Origin of the sequence: Nocardia sp. NPDC057668, assembly GCF_042799795.1 — a bacterium.
Lineage (GTDB): Bacteria > Actinomycetota > Actinomycetes > Mycobacteriales > Mycobacteriaceae > Nocardia.
Window position 1 is genome coordinate 883,261 of the sequence record NZ_JBHVIC010000002.1, and the last position, 22,458, is coordinate 905,718.

The 22,458-nt window shown below is 69.2% G+C and carries 24 protein-coding genes; 11 read left to right on the top strand and 13 right to left on the bottom strand.

Annotated elements, in window-relative coordinates; all coding sequences use genetic code 11:
- Positions 1-4: 4 nt before the first annotated feature.
- The 6 genes from ACFVBH_RS16840 to ACFVBH_RS16865 form a co-directional block, all read right to left on the bottom strand.
- Positions 5-685: an MspA family porin gene (locus tag ACFVBH_RS16840; protein ID WP_354985263.1), complete on the bottom strand. Its 681-nt coding sequence runs from the start codon at positions 683-685 to the stop codon at positions 5-7.
- Positions 686-1,462: 777 nt separating this feature from the next.
- Positions 1,463-1,678 (bottom strand): hypothetical protein, encoded by a 216-nt coding sequence (locus ACFVBH_RS16845; RefSeq protein WP_354985264.1) that lies wholly within the window; start codon positions 1,676-1,678, stop codon positions 1,463-1,465.
- Complete coding sequence (locus ACFVBH_RS16850; protein WP_354985297.1) at positions 1,675-2,217, bottom strand: MogA/MoaB family molybdenum cofactor biosynthesis protein; 543 nt, start codon at positions 2,215-2,217, stop codon at positions 1,675-1,677. Before ACFVBH_RS16850 ends, ACFVBH_RS16845 begins: the two co-directional genes overlap by 4 nt.
- Before the next feature lie 137 nt (positions 2,218-2,354).
- Positions 2,355-4,121: a trypsin-like peptidase domain-containing protein gene (locus tag ACFVBH_RS16855; RefSeq protein WP_379002353.1), complete on the bottom strand. Its 1,767-nt coding sequence runs from the start codon at positions 4,119-4,121 to the stop codon at positions 2,355-2,357.
- A 151-nt stretch (positions 4,122-4,272) separates the two neighbouring features.
- On the bottom strand, positions 4,273-5,664 hold the full coding sequence (locus tag ACFVBH_RS16860; RefSeq protein WP_354985299.1) for a HAMP domain-containing sensor histidine kinase: 1,392 nt from the start codon (positions 5,662-5,664) through the stop codon (positions 4,273-4,275).
- A gap of 74 nt (positions 5,665-5,738) precedes the next feature.
- Positions 5,739-6,425 (bottom strand): response regulator transcription factor, encoded by a 687-nt coding sequence (locus ACFVBH_RS16865; RefSeq protein WP_354985265.1) that lies wholly within the window; start codon positions 6,423-6,425, stop codon positions 5,739-5,741.
- Positions 6,426-6,755: 330 nt separating this feature from the next.
- Between ACFVBH_RS16865 and ACFVBH_RS16870 the strand changes: the two genes are divergently transcribed.
- The 6 genes from ACFVBH_RS16870 (at position 6,756) to ACFVBH_RS16895 (ending at position 13,351) form a co-directional block, all read left to right on the top strand.
- Positions 6,756-9,803, top strand: a complete 3,048-nt coding sequence (locus tag ACFVBH_RS16870; RefSeq protein ID WP_354985266.1) for an ATP-binding protein — start codon at positions 6,756-6,758, stop codon at positions 9,801-9,803.
- On the top strand, positions 9,800-10,207 hold the full coding sequence (locus ACFVBH_RS16875) for a roadblock/LC7 domain-containing protein (RefSeq protein WP_354985267.1): 408 nt from the start codon (positions 9,800-9,802) through the stop codon (positions 10,205-10,207). The genes ACFVBH_RS16870 and ACFVBH_RS16875 overlap by 4 nt, the downstream gene beginning before the upstream one ends.
- Positions 10,208-10,217: 10 nt before the next feature.
- Positions 10,218-10,592, top strand: a complete 375-nt coding sequence (locus ACFVBH_RS16880) for a DUF742 domain-containing protein (protein WP_354985268.1) — start codon at positions 10,218-10,220, stop codon at positions 10,590-10,592.
- Positions 10,573-11,280 (top strand): ATP/GTP-binding protein, encoded by a 708-nt coding sequence (locus ACFVBH_RS16885; RefSeq protein WP_354985269.1) that lies wholly within the window; start codon positions 10,573-10,575, stop codon positions 11,278-11,280. Before ACFVBH_RS16880 ends, ACFVBH_RS16885 begins: the two co-directional genes overlap by 20 nt.
- 39 nt (positions 11,281-11,319) lie before the next feature.
- Complete coding sequence (locus tag ACFVBH_RS16890) at positions 11,320-12,138, top strand: MHYT domain-containing protein (protein ID WP_354985270.1); 819 nt, start codon at positions 11,320-11,322, stop codon at positions 12,136-12,138.
- 193 nt (positions 12,139-12,331) lie between these two features.
- Positions 12,332-13,351 carry a DUF1906 domain-containing protein gene (locus tag ACFVBH_RS16895; RefSeq protein WP_354985271.1) on the top strand — a complete coding sequence of 340 codons (1,020 nt, stop codon included), beginning with the start codon at positions 12,332-12,334 and terminating at the stop codon, positions 13,349-13,351.
- Between the two features lie 235 nt (positions 13,352-13,586).
- On the opposite strand, the gene rpmF is transcribed toward ACFVBH_RS16895, so the two are convergent.
- The 3 genes from rpmF to mrf are packed head-to-tail and all read right to left on the bottom strand — an operon-like array spanning position 13,587 to position 15,400.
- Entirely contained in the window at positions 13,587-13,760 is a 174-nt protein-coding gene (gene rpmF / locus ACFVBH_RS16900; protein WP_379002354.1) for a 50S ribosomal protein L32, read from the bottom strand.
- A gap of 1 nt (position 13,761) precedes the next feature.
- Positions 13,762-14,037 (bottom strand): type B 50S ribosomal protein L31, encoded by a 276-nt coding sequence (locus ACFVBH_RS16905; RefSeq protein ID WP_379002355.1) that lies wholly within the window; start codon positions 14,035-14,037, stop codon positions 13,762-13,764.
- Between the two features lie 4 nt (positions 14,038-14,041).
- The gene (gene mrf / locus ACFVBH_RS16910; protein ID WP_379002356.1) at positions 14,042-15,400 is read right to left on the bottom strand and encodes a ribosome hibernation factor-recruiting GTPase MRF; all 1,359 of its coding nucleotides are present in this window, start codon (positions 15,398-15,400) and stop codon (positions 14,042-14,044) included.
- A gap of 127 nt (positions 15,401-15,527) precedes the next feature.
- Here mrf and rpmB point away from each other — a divergent pair, with 127 nt between their 5' ends.
- Genes rpmB through rpsR form a run of 4 tightly spaced genes read left to right on the top strand, consistent with a single transcriptional unit; the run spans position 15,528 to position 16,539 of the window.
- Positions 15,528-15,764: a 50S ribosomal protein L28 gene (rpmB, locus tag ACFVBH_RS16915; RefSeq protein WP_354985275.1), complete on the top strand. Its 237-nt coding sequence runs from the start codon at positions 15,528-15,530 to the stop codon at positions 15,762-15,764.
- A gap of 11 nt (positions 15,765-15,775) precedes the next feature.
- Positions 15,776-15,946: a 50S ribosomal protein L33 gene (rpmG, locus tag ACFVBH_RS16920; protein WP_354985276.1), complete on the top strand. Its 171-nt coding sequence runs from the start codon at positions 15,776-15,778 to the stop codon at positions 15,944-15,946.
- 1 nt (position 15,947) lies between these two features.
- Positions 15,948-16,253, top strand: a complete 306-nt coding sequence (gene rpsN, locus ACFVBH_RS16925) for a 30S ribosomal protein S14 (RefSeq protein ID WP_379002357.1) — start codon at positions 15,948-15,950, stop codon at positions 16,251-16,253.
- Positions 16,254-16,284: 31 nt separating this feature from the next.
- The gene (rpsR, locus tag ACFVBH_RS16930) at positions 16,285-16,539 is read left to right on the top strand and encodes a 30S ribosomal protein S18 (protein WP_354985278.1); all 255 of its coding nucleotides are present in this window, start codon (positions 16,285-16,287) and stop codon (positions 16,537-16,539) included.
- A 330-nt stretch (positions 16,540-16,869) separates the two neighbouring features.
- Here rpsR and ACFVBH_RS16935 read toward each other — a convergent pair whose 3' ends face one another.
- On the bottom strand, positions 16,870-17,427 hold the full coding sequence (locus tag ACFVBH_RS16935) for a LysM peptidoglycan-binding domain-containing protein (protein WP_354985279.1): 558 nt from the start codon (positions 17,425-17,427) through the stop codon (positions 16,870-16,872).
- Positions 17,428-17,632: 205 nt separating this feature from the next.
- Here ACFVBH_RS16935 and ACFVBH_RS16940 point away from each other — a divergent pair, with 205 nt between their 5' ends.
- Positions 17,633-18,094, top strand: a complete 462-nt coding sequence (locus ACFVBH_RS16940) for a hypothetical protein (RefSeq protein ID WP_354985280.1) — start codon at positions 17,633-17,635, stop codon at positions 18,092-18,094.
- A gap of 127 nt (positions 18,095-18,221) precedes the next feature.
- On the opposite strand, the gene purH is transcribed toward ACFVBH_RS16940, so the two are convergent.
- From purH to ACFVBH_RS16955, 3 genes are read right to left on the bottom strand one after another with little or no spacing between them, the layout of a single operon-like run.
- Entirely contained in the window at positions 18,222-19,805 is a 1,584-nt protein-coding gene (gene purH / locus ACFVBH_RS16945) for a bifunctional phosphoribosylaminoimidazolecarboxamide formyltransferase/IMP cyclohydrolase (protein WP_354985281.1), read from the bottom strand.
- Positions 19,802-20,485, bottom strand: a complete 684-nt coding sequence (gene purN / locus ACFVBH_RS16950) for a phosphoribosylglycinamide formyltransferase (RefSeq protein WP_379002818.1) — start codon at positions 20,483-20,485, stop codon at positions 19,802-19,804. The genes purH and purN overlap by 4 nt, the downstream gene beginning before the upstream one ends.
- Before the next feature lie 49 nt (positions 20,486-20,534).
- The gene (locus ACFVBH_RS16955) at positions 20,535-22,073 is read right to left on the bottom strand and encodes a DUF6350 family protein (protein ID WP_379002358.1); all 1,539 of its coding nucleotides are present in this window, start codon (positions 22,071-22,073) and stop codon (positions 20,535-20,537) included.
- Positions 22,074-22,458 lie beyond the last annotated feature (385 nt).

Genomic DNA, 22,458 nt, shown 5'->3' on the forward strand with positions numbered 1-22,458 from the left:
ACTATCAGCCGAGGCTGAACGGCTGACCGTAGAGGGTGGTCTTCGAGTAGTGGTCGCCGATGACCTCGACGACGGTGTACGCCCGCGCCTGGGCGTAACCCGCGCAACCTTCGATACCGATCTCGGCATCCTGGTACTCGACGGAGTAGGTGCCCGCCTTGAGGATGTCCTTGTAATCGATCTGCACGAACTTGACTTCACCCGGGCCGAGGTTGATGCCGATGGACCCACCGATGGAGCCGTCGCTCAGCGAGACGCCGGCGGACACGCCCGCGGAGATGGCATCCTCGCCGATGCTGACCTGGCAGCCGACGATGTAGCCGGTGCTCAGCTGCGACGCGCCGTGGGTGGAAGAGTTGTTGGACCCATTCCCGTTGGCGGGTCCATTGTTCGGGCCGACTTCGCCTTCGGGAGTGACGGTGACTTCAGCGGTCGCATTGCCGCTGACCCACACGACGCGGCCCGCGCCATTGGCGGACAGCGACGGCGAAATGATGGCGCGCTCGCCCGTACGGGTGATGGTGACAGCTCCACTCGGAGCGACCTTCTGACCGTCCGGCAACGGTACGAAGGTATCGGCATTTGCGGCGCCAGTGGAAAAAAGTCCCATGGCCACGGCCGCCGCCGCGCCTGCACCCGCAATACGGGCACCGCGACGAAGACCGTTGGTCCGGTTCTCGCTCATACTTCCCCTCATCAGGTTTCTAGCGTCAGCCTCGACCACCGAGGCTGAATTGGGTCCTCGCGAACCCAGGTAAGTTTGTCGCCACATTGTTGCCGCTGTGTTACTGCTAACAAATTCTTAATGTGATGCGACGCAGGGCACTTTACATCACCGCTCTGGCCTTTGAGGTGTGAGAGAAGAGGATCCGGTGCAACATGCAGGCCTTCCCGCACATATGTCGGGAAGGCTATGAATAGCAAAAGAGGCCCGGCGCTAATCGCGCCGAGCCTCTTCGGGTTCCGCTTGCCGGGACGAATCAGCCGAGGCCGAAGGGCTGCCCCCCAGCGGGTGACCGCGGTGCGGCTTCCCGATCGAGCAGGCGGAAGACCCTGTCCCGCCCCGGGTCCGACGTCAGGGTTGCCGCCGTCGACGCGGGCGCGCCCGAGAGCTTGCCGGCTGCCGACCTCGGCGCCACCCGCACCGTCGGCGCCGCCGCCGATGTCGACCCGGCGACCGACGATGTAGCCGGCCGCCCGCGCACACGGCGAACCAGGCAAAACTCGAGCAGTCGGAGAAAACCTGTTGGACAAGCGACTTTCTCAAATTGCCGGGGACGATAGCCACAACAGCAATCGAGTGGCAACAGCACCGATTAATGCGAATACGGAATGAATCACGGACACCGTGATTCGAGCCCGCCGAGCGTCGGACGAGGAATTATGAGTGCGGTCGCTCGCGAGTGAGCACGGTCGCGCAGTGCTCTCCAACTCCAATTCCCGGAGTTATGCGAAAAATGAATTACCCGTGGTGCGGGGGTACCTGCGAGCGCAGCCAATCGTCACCGGAGGAACCGGATTCGGGCTCCGGCGCGCGTTCGTCATTGGTGGTCGCGGGCAAGGCGTCACCGAAAACGCGAGCCAGCTTCTCGCGATCGGCGGCCGTCAGACGGCGAGACCCCGCCCGGCGCGCGGCCGGACGGGGTTCGTCGGAATTGCTGTCGGGCGTCGAACTCATTCCGCCAGACCGGAGAGCTCATCGATGACCCGGCTCGCCAGCGGGCCCAGGGTCGCCATGCCGTCGCGGATCGCGGCCCGCGAGCCCGGCAGGTTCACCACCAGCGTGCTGCCCGACACACCGGCCAGCCCGCGCGAGAGACCCGCGTCCAGCGAGCCCGAGGACAGGCCCGAGGCGCGCAGCGCCTCGCTGATACCGGGCAGCACCCGATCCAGCACCTCCTCGGTTGCCTCCGGGGTCACATCGCGCGGCGACATGCCCGTGCCGCCGACGGAGATCACCAGGTCGACGCCGCCGATGACGGCCGTGTTGAGCGCATTGCGGATGTCGACCTCGTCGGCCTGCACCGAGACCGAGGCGTCCACCAGAAACCCGGCCTCGGTGAGTAGTTCGGTCACCAGCGGACCCAGCGAATCCACTCCGCCGTGTGCGGTTCGGTCGTCGACGACCACGACAAGAGCACGGCCCGCAACAGCGGCATCGATTTCCATGCTGCTCACCGTAGCGCCCCGGACGGACATCGCCGCGGTCTTGTTCATCTCACCTTCGAGCAGGGCCGCACCCTCGAGCACCGCCACCCGATCGAGCACTGCGCCATTGCCGGACAACACCTCCCAGCCGCCGTCGGGTGTCACCCGGATCGCGGGGGTGGATTTCTTGTTGTCTGTACGTCGCATCATCGGCCGCCCTCCGCAGCTGCTTCGCCGAGGGTGAGCTCCACTGTCTTCTGGTTGTTGCCCTGCTCGTCGGTGTACGTCACCTTGACCTTGTCGCCGGGCCGGTGCGACCGCACCGCCGCGATGAGCGCGTTGCCCGAATCGATCACCTGGTCATCGAGTTTGGTGACGATGGCCCCGTTGGGCAGACCCGCCTTGGCCGCCGGGCCGTCGGGGGTCACCTCGAGCACCCGTGCGCCGTTGACGTCGTCCTGTCCACGCACCTTCACGCCGATCTGGGCGTAGGTCGCGCGGCCGTTCTTGATCAGCTCGTCGGCCACCCGCCGCGCCTGATCCACCGGAATGGCGAATCCGAGTCCGATGGAACCACTCTGGCCGCCCGCGGACTCCGAGACGCCCAGGGTGGCGATGGCGGTGTTGATGCCGATCAGCTTGCCGTTCATGTCGACCAGCGCGCCACCGGAGTTGCCGGGGTTGATGGCCGCGTCGGTCTGCACGGCGTTGATGACCGCGCCCTGCGAGTTGGCCTCACCGCTGGTGGATACCGGCCGGTTGAGCGCGGAGACGATACCGGTGGTCACCGTGCCCGCCAGGCCCAGCGGCGAGCCGATCGCCACCACGGACTGTCCGACCTGCAGGTTCGACGACGCGCCCAATTCGATGGGCACCAGGCCCTTCTTGTCCGTCACCTTGATGACCGCCAGATCCGAGACCGGGTCCGCGCCGATGAGCGTCGCGGGCGCGGTGCTGCCGTCGCTGAAGGCGACCTCCATGCGCGCGTTCGGGCCCGCACCACTGACCACGTGGTTGTTGGTGAGGATCTTGCCGTCGGTGGACAGGACCACGCCCGAGCCCTCGCCCTCGGCCTGATTGCCCTGGACGCGGATCATGACCACGCTGGGCAGCACTTTCTGCGCCACCGCCTGGACCGAACCGGCCGGGGCATTGGCCACCTCGTTGACCTGACGCGGGGCGTCCAGCGCATTGGTGATCGTGGTGCCGCCGTCGTCCGAGCGGGTGGCCAGCGCGCCGACCGCACCGCCGATGCCGCCGCTGAACAGGGCCAGCGCGACCGCGCCCGCCACCAGGCCGGTGCGCGCGGACCGCTTGGGAGCCGGGCCGCCCGGATACCCGCCGGGCTGTCCGGGACCGCCGGGGCCGATCGGGCCGCCGGGGCCGCCGAACATCGGCTCGGTGTGCGATCCGGCCGGACCGTATCCGGCCCCCGACGCCGCATACGCCGGGCCGTAGCCGCCGGCCGGAAGTTGTTCGGTGGCAGGGCCGTTCGCGGCCGCCGCGTATCCGGCGCCGGTGTAGGGCTGCGCGCCGTGCGGCGCGTTCGGGTAGGCCGCGAACGAACCGGTATGTCCCGCAACGCCTCCCGGCTGGCCGACTGTGCCGCCGTGCTGTCCCGGCCCGGTTCCGGGGCCGCCGAAGCCATGCCCGGCGTAGCCGGGGGCCGCGGGGCCGCCGGGTGCGTATCCCGGCTGCGGGCGGTCGTGCCCGCCCTCGACGGGGCGGGCGTAGGGGTCGCGCGGTGGAACGGATCCGGCGGGTTCGGCCGAACCGGGCGCCGGGGCGCCGCCGTGAGCCGAGGACGCCTGTCCGCCGAAACCGGCCCGATCGGGCTGCGGCGCGGCCGGCCCGGCGGGATCGTGCGCGCCCGGCGCGCCGGGGTTCGGCACGGCCTGCGCGCCGGAGTTCGGCACGGCGTCCGCGCCGGAGGTGGGCTCGGTGCCCCGCGGGTCCTGCGAATCCTCGGTCATGTTTCTCGTTTCTCCTCGAGTCTCGTAGCCAAGCGTGGCGGTGACGACTGAGAGCGGACTGAGACCGTGCTTGCTTTTTCCGGAGCTTTCCGGAGCTTTCCGGAAGATGCCGGTCGCGCCGCCGGGCAGACCCGGTCGCGCGGCCGGCGAGCTAGGTTTCGGTACCCACGAACGGTGCGCTTTCTCCGGGTAGCACGATACGGATCAGAGCGCCGCCGCGTTCGGACGAGTCGATGGTGATGGTGCCGCCGTGCTTGGTGACCACCTGCTTCACGATGGCCAGGCCCAGGCCGGAGCCGGGCATGGACCGCGAGGCGGTGGTGCGATAGAAGCGCTCGAAGACCAGTTCGCGCTCGTTGGGCGGGATGCCGGAACCGGCGTCGTCCACGGTGAGCTCGAGCAGGCCGCGGCCGTTCTCGCGCATGGCCACCTGCACGCTGCTGCCGGCCGGGCTCCATTTGGCGGCGTTGTCGAGCACGTTGAGGATGGCGCGTTCGAGTCCGGCCTCGTGGCCGTAGACGAACCAGGGCCGCAGCTGGGCGTCGAATTCGATGCCGCTGCGCCGCCGCCGGGCCCGTTCCAGCGCCCGCTCGACCACCTCACCGATGTCGACCTGCTCGTAGACGGTGTCGGGGGCGTCCTCGCGCGCCAGATCCACCAGATCGCCCACCAGGGTGGACAACTCCTCGATCTGCGCCATGACGTCCGAGCGCAGTTCGGCCATGTCCTCGTCCGGGATGCGCGGGGCGCCGGGCCGGGAGGAGGCGATGAGCAGTTCCATGTTGGTGCGCAGCGAGGTGAGCGGGGTCTTGAGTTCGTGGCCCGCGTCGGCCACCAGCCGCCGCTGCCGCTCCCGGGATTCGGCCAGCGCGCGCAGCATGGTGTTGAAACTCTCGGTGAGCCTGGCGAGTTCGTCGTCACCGGTCACCGGAATGGGTGTCAGGTCGTCGGTGCGGGCCACCCGTTCGGTGGCCGCGGTGAGCCGGGCGATGGGCCGCAATCCGGTGCGGCCCACGGCTGTTCCGGCCGCGGCGGCCAGCATGACGCCGCAGCCGCCGACCACGAACAGCAGCCACGCCAGCCGGTCCAGCACCTCGCGGGTGGGCTGCAGGCGCTGCGAGACCACCAGAGTAGAACCGGAATGCGTGCGCCGGGCCAGCACGCGCTGGTTGTCGACGGTGCGCAGCGAGAAGCCGATCTCCCCGCGCGCGACCGCCAATTCCTGGCTGCCCACGGGCGGATTGGTGGTCTGCGGCGGCACGTACGGCGACAGGTCCGGGAAGATCAGCGCCACGCCGACGTCGCTGGAGTAGAGGCCCGCCAGCACGATCGACTGGAAGCCGAGGCTGTCGAAGTTGTTGTCGATCATCAGCGACGCGCGGGCGCGCAGCTGCGAATCCACATCCGCGTACAGCGAACGGGCCACCATCGCGTAGGCGGCGATGGAGGTGAAGGCGACGGCCACGGCCACGACGGACGCGGCCAGCAGGGTCACCCGCCAGCGCAGCGACACCGACCGCGTGAGCGGGGTCGGTGGGCGCATGTCGGCGTCCGGCCGTTGCGCGAGTCCGGCGACCACGGGCCGCCGCGGCACTGATCTAGCCACGGATCCGGCTCCTACGGCGGGGTCTCGCGCAGCACGTACCCGACGCCGCGCACGGTGTGGATGAGTCGTGGCTCACCTTCGGCCTCGGTCTTGCGGCGCAGATAGCCGATGTACACCTCGAGCGCGTTGCCGGAGGTCGGAAAGTCGTAGCCCCACACCTCTTCCAGAATGCGACTGCGGGTGAGCACGCGGCGCGGATTGGCCATCAGCATTTCCAGGAGCGAGAATTCGGTGCGCGTCAGGCTGATCTGCCGATCGCCGCGCAACACTTCGCGCGTCACCGGATCCAGGGACAGATCCGCGAAGCTCATCATCTCCGAGGCCTCGGAATTGTCGACCGTGGTGCGGCGCAGCAGCGCGCGCAAACGGGCGAGCAATTCCTCGAGCGCGAACGGCTTGGGCAGATAGTCGTCGGCTCCGGCGTCCAGGCCCGCGACGCGCTCGGAGACCGAATCCCGTGCTGTGAGTACCAGAATCGGCAGATCGTCGCCGGTGCTGCGGAGCCGGCGGCACACCTCGAGGCCGTCCATCCGCGGCATCATCACGTCCAGGACCAGAGCGTCGGGGCGCTGACTGGCGGTCTTCTCGAGGGCGTCGAGCCCGTCGACGGCGAGCTCGACGGTGTAGCCGTTGAAGGTCAATGAACGACGCAGCGATTCCCGGACCGCGCGGTCGTCGTCGACTACCAGAATGCGCATGGGCTCCAGTCTGCCCACAGCGACTGAGAGGCGACTGAGAAGGCCGCCTTCGACACGCCGGACGACCCGAGCGGGTGACCAGCGATTTTTAGAAACAGCTTACGCGCGGCCACCCTACCCGCTCATTTCGATATGCGAAAGACGTTGCGCGCGGCTGCATTCGGAGTCATGTACAACGAGTTGCTCGAATTGCCGTTACCCAGCTCACGCGGTATGTTGCAGGCCGTACAAAAAGACCTCTAGTTGGTTCTGCGCGGGTTCAGGCCCCAACGCCGTACAACCGCATAAGACCCGGGGTCAACTCTTGAAAGCGGAGGCGACGGAAGCGGGATGGAAGCGACACCCCGGTCCTGGCAATTCAGCCTGTCCAACTGGCCCGTCACACGCAAGGTCGGCATCGTCCTGGTGCTCCCGGTGTTGCTCGCGTCGACCTTCGCGGTCCTGCGCATCAACTCGGAGCTGCAGACGATCAACAACCTGAGCGCCGGTTCCGAACAGGCCGCCGTCATGGGCCCCACAATCAGGTACGAGAGCGCCACACAGGAACTCGCGATTTCCGCAATCTCCGGTTGGGGCAACCCCGACCGCGACGCGGCGCTGGACACCGCGACGATGAAATTCGATCAGACGGTTGCCGATCTCGAGACGCTGCTGCGCGCGTCCAAGGTCGAGGCCGACGTCATCCAGGGGATGAACGAGGCCATCGCGATCGGCAAGACCATGCGCAACAGTCTGCGCAACGGCTCGGTCGCGACCGTCGCCGAGCAGGCTTCGGCGGTGTCCGCCAAGATCCAGGGCGCGCTGACCAATTCGCAGTCGCTCAGCGATCTGCGAGTGCAGCAGCTGTTCCTGCAGCTGGGTACGGTCATGACCTCGACCCGCCTGCTCACGCAGGAGCGCACCCTGCTGATCGACCCCACGATCGACACCAACCCGGCGATGAAGATCCGGCTGCTCACCGCGATCGGCGCCGAGATCACCATGATCGAGGTGTACAAGGGCATCCTGCCGACCGAGGCGCAGAACTACGCCACGCTCAAGGACGCCGCGGGCGCGCGCATCGGCATCCTCGCGTCCGGCGCGCCGGACCCGGCGAGTCTGCCGCCCATGCAGGCCTCCATCGCCACCAGCATCGAGGCCTACCGGCTGGAGAGCGAGGCCATCGAGGCCGCGCTGACCAACAAGCTCGCCGAGCTCACCACCGAAGCCCGCAACACGGTGCTGCGTGATACATCCGTCGTCATCGGGATGCTGCTCGCGGGCCTGGCGCTCGCGCTGGTCGTGGCGCGCACCCTGGTCGTCCCCGTGCGCCGCCTGCGCCGGGACGCCCTGCAGGTCGCGCACATCGACCTGCCCGCCGAGCTCGACGTCGTGCGCTCGGGCGGCGCGATCCCCGAGATCACCCCGGTCGACGTGCACACCACCGAGGAGATCGGCCAGCTCGCCCGAGCCGTCGACGACATCCACACCCAGGCGCTGCACCTGGCCGCCGAACAGGCCCGGCTGCGACTGCAGATCGGCAACATGTTCGAAACCCTCTCGCGGCGTAGCCAATCGCTGGTGGAGCAGCAGCTCAGCCTGATCGAGGAACTCGAGCGCGACGAGGACGACTCCGAACGGCTGCAGAGCCTGTTCCGCCTCGACCACCTCGCGACGCGCATGCGCCGCAACGGTGACAACCTGCTGGTGCTGGCCGGAACGGCGCTGCGCCGCGGCCACCTCGCGCCGGTTCCGCTCTCGGACATGCTGTGGTCCTCGGTCTCGCAGGTGGAGGACTACCAGCGCGTCGAGATCGGCACCGTGCCCGACGGCATCGTCGCGGGCGAACCCGCGGTCGACATCGAACATCTGCTGGCCGAGCTCATCGACAACGCACTGCGGTATTCGCCGCCGTCCACGCCCGTGGCGGTCTCGGTGGCACGCGCCGTGGACGGGGGCTACCTCATCGAGATCACCGACCGCGGCCTGGGCATGAATGCCGAAGACCTGCAGTCCATCAACGATCGCCTCGCCTCCGGCGGCGAGGTCAACGTCGAGACCGCACGCCGCATGGGCCTGTTCGTGGTCGGCCGACTGGCCAAGCGCCACAACATCACCGTGAGCCTGCGCCGGACCTCGGCCATGGTGCAGCAGCCGGGCATCACCGCCAGCGTGCACCTGCCGGGCACCCTGGTCTCGCCCGCGCCCGAGCGCAACAACGGCAGCGACACCGGGCAGTTCCCGGTGACCGCCGCGCTGCCGGTCGCGCCGCAGCACGGCGCGCCGCTGGTCATGGCCTCCGCTCCGGCGGCGCTGACCCCGGTGCCGCCACTGGCCCCGGCCACGCCGTTCGCGCCGATCTCGGCGCCGCAGCCGGTCATCACCCCGCCGCGGCTCACGCCGGTCCCGAATCCGCCGGCCGATCCGCCCGCGCGCTTCGGGGTGACCAGTACCGGTCTGCCGCAGCGCCGCACGCCCGGCCTCGACACCGGTGAACAGCCGGTGTTCGGCGGTGGCTACCCGGCCGAGCCGTCCCAGGACAGCTTCTCCGACGCCTTCGCCGCCCAGCGGCCCGAACCGGTGGCGCCGCAGGCCCGGCAGGTCGATTTCTGGGGTGAGGCACCCGCGCCCGAGGCGCCGCAGCGGCCCGAACCGGTACAGCCGGTCTCCGCCGGCGGCAGCGGTTTCGGTGCACCCGGCGGCTTCGGCGGCGGCGGTACCGGCGGTTTCGGTGGCGCAGGCGGCGGTTTCGGCGGCGGCAGCGGCAGCGGTCCCGCGGACAACGACGGCGGCTTCTTCTCCAGTGATTACAGCGGTTTCGGCAATGCGCCCGAGCCCGCTCCCGCGGGAGCCGACGCCAACGGCAAGAACGGCGCGGGTATTGGCAACGGCGCCAATGCGAACGGCGCCAACGGCAAGAGCAACGGATCCAACGGCAATGGCGCGAACAGCGTCGGAGCAGGTGGCAATGGTGCGAACACGGTCGCGAACCCCGGCGGCACTCTCACCGCGGGCAACCCAGCGGCGGACCGCAAGCCCATCGGTAGTGCCGGTGGGGGCAACGGCGGCGGCAGTCCGATCTACCAGCGGATGGTCTCGGAGTGGCTGGTCGAGCCCGCTGCGGGCGGGCAGTCCCCGATGAGCACCGAATGGTCATCCAACGCCGACGCCGGCTGGGCCGCGGCGGAAGAGGCCGCGAACCCCACCAGCAGCTCCAAGACCCAGGGTGGTCTGCCGATCCGGCGGCCCGGCGCACAGCTGGTGCCCGGCGCCGCGGCGCAGGAGGACGAGGGCGGCGCGCGTAACCCCGACGAGATCCGCAACAGCCTGACCAGGCATCTCAGCGGCGTCCGCTCCGGGCGAGCCGACTCGCAGTACAACGACGGAGGGCATGCATGACCGACACCCAGCGCACCCAGACCGATGAGAATCTGAACTGGCTGGTCACCCGCTTCACCCGAGAGGTGCCGGGCGTCTCGCACGCCGTGCTGGTCTCGGCCGACGGTCTGCTGCAGGCGACCAGCCCGCATCTGCCCTCCGATCGCGGCGAGCAGCTCGCGGCCGTCACCGCCGGTCTGGCCAGCCTGTCCGCGGGTGCGGCGCAGCTGTTCGACGGCGGCAAGGTCATGCAGTCCATCGTCGAGATGCAGCGCGGCTACCTGCTCGTCATGAGCGTCGGCAACGGCTCGCATCTCGCGGTACTGGCCAACAAGCAGCACGACATCGGCCGCATCGGCTACGAGATGGCACTGCTGGTGGACCGGGTCGGATCCGTGGTGCAGGCCACGGCCCGCACTGCGTGATGGGTCGACCATGACAATTTCAAACGGGGGCGGCGGCGCTCGGCCCACCAGCCGTGTCCGCCCGTACGCATTGACCTCCGGCCGCACCGAACCGGCAGTGGATCTGCCGCTCGAGGCGGTCGTGGAAACACTGTCCTTCACAGCCCATTTCGATTGGCCCGCCGGTGACATTCGAACCGAGATCCTGCGGTTGGGCACGGCCCGGCTCTCGGTCGCCGAGATCGCGGCGCACCTGCAGCGGCCACTGGGCATGATCCGGGTCGTGATCGGCGATCTCGTCGTCGCCGGGACCCTCCGCGTGCATTCGACTCTGAGCGACCAGGCGACCTACGACGAGCGCCGATCTTTGATGGAGAGGACCCTGCATGGACTCCGCGCCCTTTGACGGCGGGAGCTACAACGGCGGTGCGCCCCAGTACCCCAATGGCGGACCACAGTTTCCGGGCGCGAACCCGGGTGTAGCGCAGCAGTATCCGCCCCGTCCGGGCGAGGAGTTCCGGACCGTCGCGTCGACCAAGATCGTGGTCGCGGGCGGTTTCGGCGCGGGCAAAACCACATTCGTCGGCGCGGTCTCGGAGATCGTGCCCCTTCGCACCGAGGCCATGGTGACCGCCGTGTCGGACGGGGTGGACGACCTCGCCGCCACGCCCGGCAAGGAAACCACCACCGTGGCCATGGATTTCGGGCGCATCATCCTGCCCGGCAATCTGGTGCTCTACCTGTTCGGCACGCCCGGGCAGCGCCGCTTCTGGTTCATGTGGGACGACCTCATCAAGGGCGCCATCGGCGCCGTGGTGCTGGTCGACACCCGCCGGATCGAGGACAGCTTCGCGGCGGTCGACTTCTTCGAAGCCAAATCGCTGCCCTTCCTCATCGCGGTGAACCGCTTCCCGGACGCCCCCCGTTTCCCGGTCGCCGAACTGCGCGAGGCGCTCAGCGTCCGCGAAGGCGTTCCGATCGTCGACATCGACGCCCGCGACCCGGGCGAGGTCCGGCGATCACTGGCCGCCGTCACCGAGTACGCCATCGAACGTCTGATGGCGGCGCAACGCGAAACTGCTCGCCGCGGCTAGCGATCAGCGCGCGGAGAGATACGAAAGCAGGGGTTCAGGGTGATCTATTTCTCTATGGGCTACTGGGTGATCGGCCTGACACTGATCGTGTCGGTCGCCGGTGCCGCCTGTGGCCTGGCGTGTATTCGCCAGTCCACCAAGTCGGTGACGGCGCGGTTCCGCCTGGTGTGGCTGTTCGTCGCGGCCAGCTCCATCGGCGGCGTCGGCGTGGCGCTGTCGGTGTTCGTCTCCATGCTCGGGTTCGAGGTCAAGGGCGGTCAGATCCGCTACGACACCACCCTGACCACGCTGTTCTCGGCGCTGTCCGGCTTCGTGGTGTTCGCGGCGCTGGTGATCGCGGGCAAGACCCTGAGCTGGTGGCGGATCACGCTCGGTGCGCTGGTCATGGCCGCCGGGCTCGGGACCGTGCACCTGCTGCTGCTGTCGGCCATCCGGGTGCGCGGCACCATCGATCGCGGGCTGGTGTCGATCATCGCGGTGTACGTCATCGCCGCGCTGATGTCCGGGCTGCTGCTGTGGTTCATGCTGTGGGCGCAGTCGGTGCCGGTGCTGATGGCCGGGTCTCTGGCCTACGCGATCATGGTGACCGGCATGCACTACGCCGGGCTGACCGGAGTGACCGCGCATCTGGACCCGGCGGCCGTACCGCCGCCGGGCGACGAGCTGTTCAACTTCTTCGTGCCGTTCTTCATCATCGGCTCACTGTCGCTGGCCATTCCGATCACCGCGATCCTGGTCGCGCCGGACCGGCGTGAGGCCCGGCAGCAGTCCGCGACCGTGGATCCGGATCTCGCGCACAGCCCGTCGCTGGCCGTGGCCTCGAGCCAGTCGGGACCGCGCAGCGTGCTGCCGCACTGATTCATCGCGGCGCACAACAACTTCCGGGCCGGGTCGCGGGCAGCGACCCGGCCCGACCCGTGTCCGGGCCGCCGAACGCGGCGGGAATGCGGCGCGGACCGGGTGGCCGGCGCCGACGGGACGAGCGTCGCGTTCCGGACGGACTTCGGGATTGCCGTATCGTCGGCGCGCCCCCCGAATTACGATGAGTGTCATGCGTTTCGGGCTGGATTACGCCGCGGGTCGGCCCGGCGCGAGCGCCATTCGCGCGGCCGGGTTCGACTTCGTCGTCCGCTATCTCTCCAGCGGCGGGCCGTCGCTGCCGGGCAAGCTGCTCACCCCGGCCGAGGCCGAAGACCTACGCGCGCACGGTGTCTCGATCGTCTCGAACTGGGAGACCACCGCGGCGCGCATGCTGGACGGCTACGGCGCGGGCGTCACCGACGCGCGCACCGCCCTGGCGCAGGTGCTGCGCTGCGGCGGCCGACCGGACCGGCCCATCTACTTCTCCGCCGATTTCGATGCGACCCCGCAGCAGCAGGGGGCCATCAACGCCTATCTCGAAGGCGCCGCGACCGTGCTCGGCGGCGCGAATGTCGGTATCTACGGCGGGTATTGGCCGGTGACGCGGGCCCTGGACGCCGGGGTCGCCGATTGGGCCTGGCAGACGGTGGCCTGGTCGGGGAGCAATCGCGAGCCGCGGGCGCAGCTGTTGCAGACCGGGGAGCAGGTCTACGTCAACGGCGTGCAGTGCGATGTGAACGAGACCGACCGAATCGACTTCGGTCAGTGGGATTTCGAACAGGAGGAACAGGACTTGACGCCCGAACAGGACCAAATTCTGCGCGACATCCAGACCCAGTTGCGCGGGCCCGGACTGGCGGGCTGGCCGCAATTGGGCGACGACCCGCAGGGCAATCACCGCACGGTGGTCGACGCCCTGGCCGCGGCGCTCACCCGGATCGACGAATTGCGCACCGAGATCAGTGAACTGGAGGCCACCACCGCCGAACTCTCCGAGGAGGTGGAGCGGATGTCCGGGCATCACTGGCCGTTCCCGTTCTCCCTCCTGGAAGGGCCGGCGACCGTGGTGGCCGAACAATTGGCCAGACTGGAGCAGTTGCTGCCGGATCTGCCGCTGCCGGGCTGGGGCGACGGTCCGCAAAGCGGACCGAACAGACAAAACGGCGATTCGAAGGATCGAATTTCGGCCACTCCCGGCCAGATCGACTGAGTGCCGGGCGGATGCCGGTAATTGTCAGTCGAATTGACTTCTTTGCCGGCATTTCTACGGCGACCGCCGTGTGCGAACTCCCCCGAAAGTGGCGATGAGCGGGTTCTTCTGTCACCAGAAGAACCCGCCCTCGGCCATGAGAATACCGTCGCAAGAGCACGGATTCACAACTTTGAGAAGACTTTTTAGATCCTCTCGGACAAAGTCCGCCGGGCGCATCCGCGGCGTGCCCGGCTCAGAGATCGGCGGGGTTCACCAGGCCGAGCGTCACCGCGCGCACCAAACGGCGCGGAACCCGGTGCACCACACCGGCAACGGTGACCGGCACCAGATCCGGCGGGGTGGCCTTCCACTGCGAGCGCCGGCTGCGGGTATTGGATCGCGACATCCGCCGCTTCGGAACCGCCATGTCAGCTCTCCTTACCGGTGTCGCCGCCGCGCACCCGCTTGCCGTAACGGCGCTCGAACTTCTCGACCCGGCCCGCGGTGTCGAGCAGGCGCTGCGCGCCGGTCCAGAACGGGTGCGAATCGGAGGTCACGTCGACCACGATCAGCGGATAGGTCTGTCCGTCTTCCCATTCCACGGTGCGATCCGAGGTGACGGTGGAACGCGTGATGAAACGCTTTCCGGTGCCCGAGTCCTCGAAGACCACCGGGTGGTAGTCGGGATGGATTCCTGCTTTCATCACTTCACCTTTCGTTCTGGCGGGAACCGCCGTCGCCGGAGACCGGCGTGGATCTGGTTGTGTCGCACGGCTCCTCGTGCTGATCTCCGAACGGGTCCGCCCAGGCGGCCACCCGTTCCGGCGCGAAGCGCACCTGCCGCAGCTCGTCCTCGTCGACCAGCGCCCAGTGCAGGGCGTGCCGGATCTCCTCGGCCTCGGCCTCGTGCACCAGGATCACCAGCGCGGTGTGCCGGTCGCCGAAATGCTCGTGCCAGCGCATCGAGGCCATGATGCGACGCTCGGGATCGACCTGTTCGATCTCCTCGGAAGTCATGGCGGCCAGCCACTTTCCGGCGCCGCCCACCCGCAGGCCGCCACCCGCGGACTCCAGCCAGACCACCTCGTCCGGCTGGGTCGCGAGCCAGACCCGCCCGCGTGCGCTCACCACGCCCTCGAGCAGGACGTCGATGGCCGTGTGCAGGCGTTCGGGGTGGAAGGGCCGATCGGTGCCGAACTCGAGCAGCTCCACCCCGCAGTCCGGTTCCAGCGGCGGCTCACCGCGCAGCAGCGCGGCGTGCGGATCGAAGGCGTGACCGCGGCGCGCGGTGGCCGGAACCCGGTCCAGCAGACCGTAGAGCGCGTCGGCGCGCAGCATGCCCGACGATTCCCGCGCGTCCAGCGCGGCGGGTTCGGGCAGCCACCGCACCGGCGCCAGCGGAGCCAGGCGGGCCAGCACCGCGGCCGTGCGCAGCCGGTCCGCCGGATCCACCCCGCCGTCGAATGCCAGTAGGGCATCGGCGAATTCGACCTGGCCGACCGCGAGCTGAGCCACGGTGCGATCGTCGTCGGCGGTGGCGTGGCCGCGTTCGGCCAGGGTGTCGTCACCGGTGGCGTCGGCGAGCCAGTCAGCCGCGTCCAGGCAGGTGAGCACCGATTCGATGCGCACGCTGCGCCCGGCCGGGCCGTCGACCCGGCCCACCACGTCACTGACCACGACGTGCCGGATGGCCTGGCACACCGCCTCGGCCTCGAAGGCCGGATCCAGCGCCAGCACGATGCGGCGCACCGAGTCGCGGGCGGCGAGCAGGCACAGGTACGGCAGCAGGTCCTTGCGCAGCGTGCACGAGACGCAGCCGTGCGCGAGTTCGAGCACCGAGACGTCCTCGCGACCGTTCAGCCGGACGATACGGCGCACCACGCCCTCGTGCAGTTCGCTCAGGTCGTGGCGGACCACGATGGTGCCGGGCTCGGCGCCCAGCGCCCGGGCGGCCCTGTGCACGCCGTCCGCGGCGCGGCCGGGCAGCCCCGCGATCACGAGCACGGGCGTGCGGCCCTCGCGCTCGGACTGGGCGGGCTGGCCGCCGCTGGCTCCGGTATCGGACACCGCCGTACCCCTTTCGACAACGATTTTCATTTACCGAGGGCTCAGCGTACATTGGAATAAACCCGTTGTCGAAAACGATTGTCATCTGCATGTAGAACCGGGGCAGTATGACGCGAAGGGAGCGACCATGTCGGCCATCTGCCAGGTCACCGGGCGTAAGCCGGGCTTCGGCAAGTCCGTCTCGCACTCACACGTGCGAACCAACCGGCGCTGGGATCCCAACATCCAGCGCAAGACCTACTTCCTGCCCAGCGAGGGCCGGCGCGTCACGCTGACCCTCTCCGCCAAGGGCATCAAAACCATCGACCGCGACGGCATCGAAGCGGTCGTGGCCCGGCTGCGCGCCGCAGGCCAGAAGATCTGACAGGAAACCAGATGGCATCGAAATCGACCGAACTCCGGCCCATCGTCAAACTCGTCTCCACGGCCGGAACCGGGTACACCTACGTCACCCGCAAGAACAAGCGCAACGACCCGGATCGCCTGACACTGCGCAAATACGACCCCGTCGTGCGCAGGCACGTCGACTTCCGCGAGGGCCGCTGACATGGCCAAGAAGTCGAAGATCATGAAAAACGAAGTGCGCAAAGAGATCGTCGCGCGCTACGCCGAGCGGCGCGCGGAGCTCAAGGAGATCATCCGCAAGCCGTCCTTCTCCCCGCAGGAGAAGGCGGCCGCGCAGTCCGCCCTGGGGCGGCTGCCGCGCGATGCCAGTCCGGTACGCTTGCGCAATCGGGACGCCGCGGACGGTCGCCCGCGTGGTCACCTTCGGAAGTTCGGTCTCTCGCGGATTCGGGTGCGAGAGATGGCTCACCGGGGTGAACTGCCCGGTGTACGCAAATCGAGCTGGTAAACCGAAGATCTCGTGAGAAGGAACCGCTGACATGGCAGTGAAGCGAGCACCCTCGAAGAAGGTTCGCGCCGAACAGGGCCGCAAGCCCAAGAAGAATCCCCTCATCGCCGCCGGCGTGGAATACGTCGACTACAAGGACGTGAACCTGCTCCGCACGTTCATCTCCGACCGCGGCAAAATCCGCAGCCGCCGCGTGACGGGCCTGACCCCGCAGCAGCAGCGCCAGGTCGCCATCGCGGTGAAGAACGCACGCGAGATGGCATTGCTGCCGTTCACGAGCCGGTAGTACCGGCTCGTCCCCTGGAGGGAAAGACCAAGCGCCCCTGATGCATTCGCATCAGGGGCGCTGTGTATGTAGTAGAGATGGGATGGCGCCCCGATTCGGGGCGCCGGTGCCGGGCGCGGATGTGGCTGTGACGCACCGCGAGTGGGACCGCTCGCGCACAGCGCGTGACGGGACCGCGTACGCACCGCGAGTGCGCGACGGGAGTGGTGGCGCGCCCCGAGCGCAGAACGGGACCGGCCGCGTGCGACTGAACCGGCGGCGCACCCCGAGCACGAAACGGCCCCGGTGCGAGAGCACCGGGGCCGTCGGGAAATCCGTGGGGCGTGCGCCTTACGGGATGGTCAGGACCTGGCCGGGGTTGATGAGGTCCGGGTTGTCGATGCCGCTGGCTGCGGCGATGTCGCCGTAGCGGTTGCCGTCGCCGTAGTACTGCTCCGCGATGGCCCACAGGGTCTCGCCGGGGGCGACGGTGTGGGTGCGGGCGGCGGGCGGGGCCTCGGCCGGCGGCGGGGTGTCGACCGCGGCGGCGACCGTCTCCTCTTCGACCACGATGGGGTTGTCGGTGTTGGTGCCGGTGGACCAGACGGCGCCGTCGGCGCCGTAGAGCACGACGTTGCGGTCGGGCTGCACCACGAGGCGATCCACGGACTTGCCGTTGGTCTCGGTGGACCACTCGGCGCCGTCGTCCTTGTAGAGCACGAAGTTGCCATCGGCCTGCAGCGCCGCGCGCTTGACGCCCTTGCCGTTGGTGCCCGTGGCCCAGACGACGTTGCCGTCCGGCTCCGTCAGCACCAGGTTGCCGTCTTCTTGCAGGGTCAGCGAGTATGCGCCGCCCTTGAGCGACTGACCGAGACCAAGTTCTTCGCCAACCTTCAATGCGTCGCCCACGGCATGTCCTTTCGGGAGGAGGAGATCATGAGATAAGTCGATGGCGCGTAAGTGCATTCGCACATCTGCCATCGAGGCTACTGCTATCCCGACGAACCGCGCAGAGAATACGCGCCGAGTCATCGGATAATTTGGCTCACTGTCGCTGGATATTCGCCACCCGGTCACATCCGCCCCGACCGGTCGGACCGTTAGGCTGGCGCTCATGTACGGGAATTGGGGACGCCGCCTCCTCGCCTCCGCCGCCGCCGGGCTGCTCTGCCTCGGCGTCGCGGCCTGCGGGAACACCGAAAGCTCCGACGACAGTCCGCAGTCCGGCGTCACCACGAGTGCGGGGCTCGGCACTCCGGTCGAGGCCACGCCCGGCCAGATCGGCCGGCCGTTCACCGCCGACCCGGCCATCGTGAACCCGCATCCCCTGGAGTTCGACAGCTGGACCCGCTTGGACGGCAACAAGATCTCGGTCAACTTCCAGACCGGCGCCCCCGAGTGCTACGGGGTGGACGCCACCGTCACCGAAACCGACAAAACAGTCACTGTGGCTTTGCGTTCGGGCACCCGCCCCGACGCCGTCGGCAAGATGTGCACCATGATCATGGTGTTCGGCAGCCTCGACCTGGAGCTGAAGTCCCCGCTGGGCGATCGAACCGTCCTCAGCGTCAAGTAATTACAGCGACCGGACCGCACCGGGCCCCGAAAAACGAAGAGCCGGTTGCGAATCGCCATGACGAATCGCAACCGGCCTCGAATGGCCCCGGGCCGCAACGCGCACGCGCGGCCCGGAACCGGAATACTCAGTGCGCGAAGTGCCGTGCACCCGTCAGGTAGAGGGTCACTCCGGCCGCCCTGCACAGTTCGACGGTGTCGCTGTCGCGAATCGAACCGCCCGGCTGCACGATCGCGCGCACGCCCGCCGCGACCAGGATCTCCGGGCCGTCGGAGAAGGGGAAGAACGCGTCGGACGCGGCGACCGAGCCCGCGGCCCGCTCCCCCGCCCGGTCGACCGCCAGCTTGCACGAGTCGACACGATTGACCTGTCCCATGCCCACGCCGACGGCCGCGCCGTCGTTCGCCAGCAGGATGGCGTTGGACTTCACCGCGCGGCAAGCGCGCCAGGCGAATTCGAGGTCGGCCAGGGTCGCCGCATCGGCGGGCGCGCCGGCCGCGAGGGTCCAGTTGGCCGGGTCGTCGCCCTCGGCGTCGAGCACGTCGCGCTCCTGCAGCAGCACGCCGCCGCTGATCGGGCGCAGTTCCGGGCCCTGCCGCTGCGGCGGGACAGCGACCAGCACGCGCACGTTCTTCTTGCGCTGCAACACTTCCACCGCGCCGGGCGCGTAGGCCGGGGCCACGATGACCTCGGTGAAGATCTCGGCGACCTGTTCGGCCATCTCCACGCTCACCTCGCGGTTGGCCGCGATCACGCCGCCGTACGCGCTCACCGGATCGGTGGCGTGCGCCCGGCGGTGCGCCTCGGCGATATCCGCGCCGACCGCGATGCCACAGGGGTTGGCGTGCTTGATGACCGCGACGGCGGGCGCCTCGAAATCGAAGGCGGCGCGCCAGGCCGCATCGGCGTCGGTGTAGTTGTTGAACGACATTTCCTTGCCGTGCAACTGCGTGGCCTGCGCCAGGCCGGCCGGACCCGCCTCGGCGCCGTAGACCGCCGCGCCCTGATGCGGGTTCTCGCCGTAGCGCAGCACGTCGTCCCGAATCCAGGTCGCGCCGATCCACTCCGGGAAGCGCTGCGGCGCTTCGGCTTCGGAATCCTCGGCGGCCGCGGACGGCGCGGCCACGCTGGTCATCCAGCTGGCCACCGCCACGTCGTAGGACGCGGTGTGCTGGAAAGCCTTGGCCGCCAGCGCGGTTCGCTCGGCGAAGGTGAAACCGCCGTCCTGCACCGCCTTCAGCACGCGGTCGTACGCGGCGGTGTCCACCACCACGGCGACCGACGGGTGGTTCTTGGCGGCGGCGCGCACCATGGACGGCCCGCCGATGTCGATCTGCTCGACGCTCTCGTCGATGCTCGCGCCCGCGGCCACGGTCTGGGTGAACGGGTACAGGTTCACCACGACGAGCTGGAACGCCTCGACGCCGAGCTCGACGAGCTGATCGACGTGCTCGTTCTTGCGGGTGTCGGCCAGGATGCCGGCGTGCACGCGCGGGTGCAGGGTCTTGACCCGCCCGTCCAGGGTCTCCGGAAAACCGGTCAGGTCTTCCACCTTGGTGACCGGGATGCCGGCTTCGGCGATCTTGCCCGCGGTCGAACCGGTCGAGACCAGCTCCACGCCGGCCTGGTGCAGACCGGTGGCCAGCTCGATCAGGCCGGTCTTGTCGTAGACGCTCACGAGCGCCCGCTTGATGGGCTTGCGCTCACTCACCGGAGAACCTCATCTGGGATAACTGCCTTTCGTCCATCGGAGACAATGCCTCGGTTCGCGACGGCGGCGACGACCTCCGCCAGCAGCCGCCGCTCCACGATCTTGATGCGTTCGTGCAGGGAGCCCTCGTCGTCGGAGGGCAGCACCGGCACGGGCTCCTGCGCGAGAATCGGCCCGGTGTCGACCCCGGCATCGACCAGGTGCACGGTGGAACCGGTGACCCGCACCCCGTAGGCCAGTGCGTCCCGCACCCCGTGCGCGCCCGGGAAGGCGGGCAGCAGCGCGGGGTGGGTGTTCAGGACGCGGCCGCCGAAACGCGCCAGGAAGGCCGGTCCCAGGATCCGCATGAATCCGGCGGAGACCACGAGGTCCGGCTGGAAGGCGTCGACGATCTCGGTCAGCGCCTGATCCCACTGCGCGCGATTCTCGAAATCACCCGGCTCGACCATGAACGAGGAGACGTCGAATTCCTCGGCGTGCGCGGCTGCGGCGCAGTCGCGATCCACGCCGACGGCGACGATCCGGGCCGGATAGCCCGGCTCCCGCGTCGCTTCGAGCAGTGAACGCAATAGCGAGCCGGTGCCGGAGGCGAGCACGACGACGGTCGCGGGCGCGGACGGCGGTAGCAGCTGGGCGGGCGTGGAACTCAGCGCACTACTCCCTGTGTCGGGGGTGGAAATGGAGACGGCGGGGGCGGGACCGCCACCCCAGAGCCTAACGACCGCCCACCTACGACTTGTCCGGCAGGTCTCCCTCTACCACTTCCGCGTCGACGATGTCGGCGTTCTCCTCGGATTCGGCCTCGGGTTCGATATCGAGCGCGAGCGGTTCGTCGACCAGTTCGCCGTCGATCTCGTCGGTGTCGCGCCCGGTCCCGTAGTCGTCGTAGTACTCGTCGTCGTAGTACTCGCCGTCGTCGTACCGGTCGTCCTCGTCGTCGTACTCGGACTCGGACTCGTCGTAGTAGTCGTCCTCGTACTCGGCGTCGTCGTACTCGGCCGTGTCGTAGTCGTCGTAGACCGCCGCGGCCACCGCGCTCGCCGCCGGGACCGCGAACCAGCGCGCGCCGAACAGTCCCAGGTAGCCGCCGGCCGCGAACCAGGCCAGAGCCAGCGCCGCCGACACTCCGGTACTCGGCCCGAGCCGGCCGAAGGTACCCAGCTCGCCGCCCGCGGGCAGCGCCACCAGGGTGAACAGCGCCGCGACTACCCCTGCCGCGGTGAGCGTGGCCCAGGGCGCGGCGGCCCGATCATCGCTGGTGCGAGCACAATCCACGCCGCACAGCACGGCGACCGCCGCCGGGGCCAGCAGCAGTGCGAACCACCAGCCCGCCGCCGGCCCCGTCGGCACGGCCGCGGCCAGCGGCACCGCCGGAACCGGCGCACCTTCGATGCCGAACAGGCTCAGTGAACCCGGGCCGATGGTGAGCTGACCGCCCAGCAGCACGCTGACCGTGTCGATGATCGCGTTGGGCAGATACGCCAGCGACAACAGCGTCAAACCCAGTACGCCCACGAAGTTTCCGGCCGTGGCGTAGGTGTCGCCGATCGAGGAGAAGTGCACGAGGAACGAGACCAGCGCGATCACCCCCGCCACCGCCGCCAGCCGCCACGCCGCGCGGAAGCCCGCGAGCACGCCCGGAACCACCCAGGGCGGCACCGGAATCGGGGCCAACTCCGCGAAATCGCGCCAGTGCCGCGCGCCCACCCCGAACAGCACGGCCAGCAGGTGCAGGCCGATCACCCAGCCGAAGGCGGACAGGGTGTTCGGCGGTTGCAGCGGCACCACGGCCGCCGCGTCGTCGGCCACCGCCAGGCAGATCGCGGTGATCAGTAGCGGCCCGCCGACAGCGGCGCCGGCGATCCAGGCCAGATCGACCGGGGTACACCGATTCTCGTCGCGATCGTCCGAACCGGCGTACTGCTCGGCGGCGCTCGCGCAGTCGCGCGCGGCCAGCCACAGCAGGAATCCGGTCGGCAGCAGCGGCCACAGCCCGATCGCGGTCTTGCCGATCGTCAGGGGAACCTGATGCACCGCGAGCCAGCTCGCGGCGATGGCGCCCGAGGCCCCCGAGTAGCCGCTGCCCGCGGCCGCCAGCGTCCCGAACACCAGCCCGAAGATGATCAGCAGCGTCACGCTCGAGGCGCGGGTCGCGACGATCAACAGCACCCTGGCCCGTTCCGGGGTCAGCGAGCCGAACCCGCCCCCGAAACCCCCACCCGGCCGGACCGAACCACGCGGCACAGCCCGCACATCCTCATCGGTCACCCGAGCCAGGGTAGTTCTCGGAGCACTCATGGAAAACCAGCGTGGCAGCTTCGGACACGCTGAACACTCAGGCGCGCCGAGTGGTTCGCCCCCGGCGAGTCCCCACACACGGTCCCCCGCGCCCCGGCGCCACCCGCCCCGACGGCCCGGGTCACGCCCGCCCGGCCGGGGCCTGACCGGCGACAACCAACCCGGATCACGAACAAGCCGGACACGCCGCGCGCGGGCTGCGCCCCGGTCTCGTCGACGCCCTGTTCGGGTCGGCCACGTGCAGCCCTCGTCCACCCGGCCGGACACTTCCATCGGGTTGCGTCCGATCAGCCCGGGCGACGCGACTCCTGATCGGCCCGACGGGCGCGGGAATCGCATCGCGAGACTCCCCCTG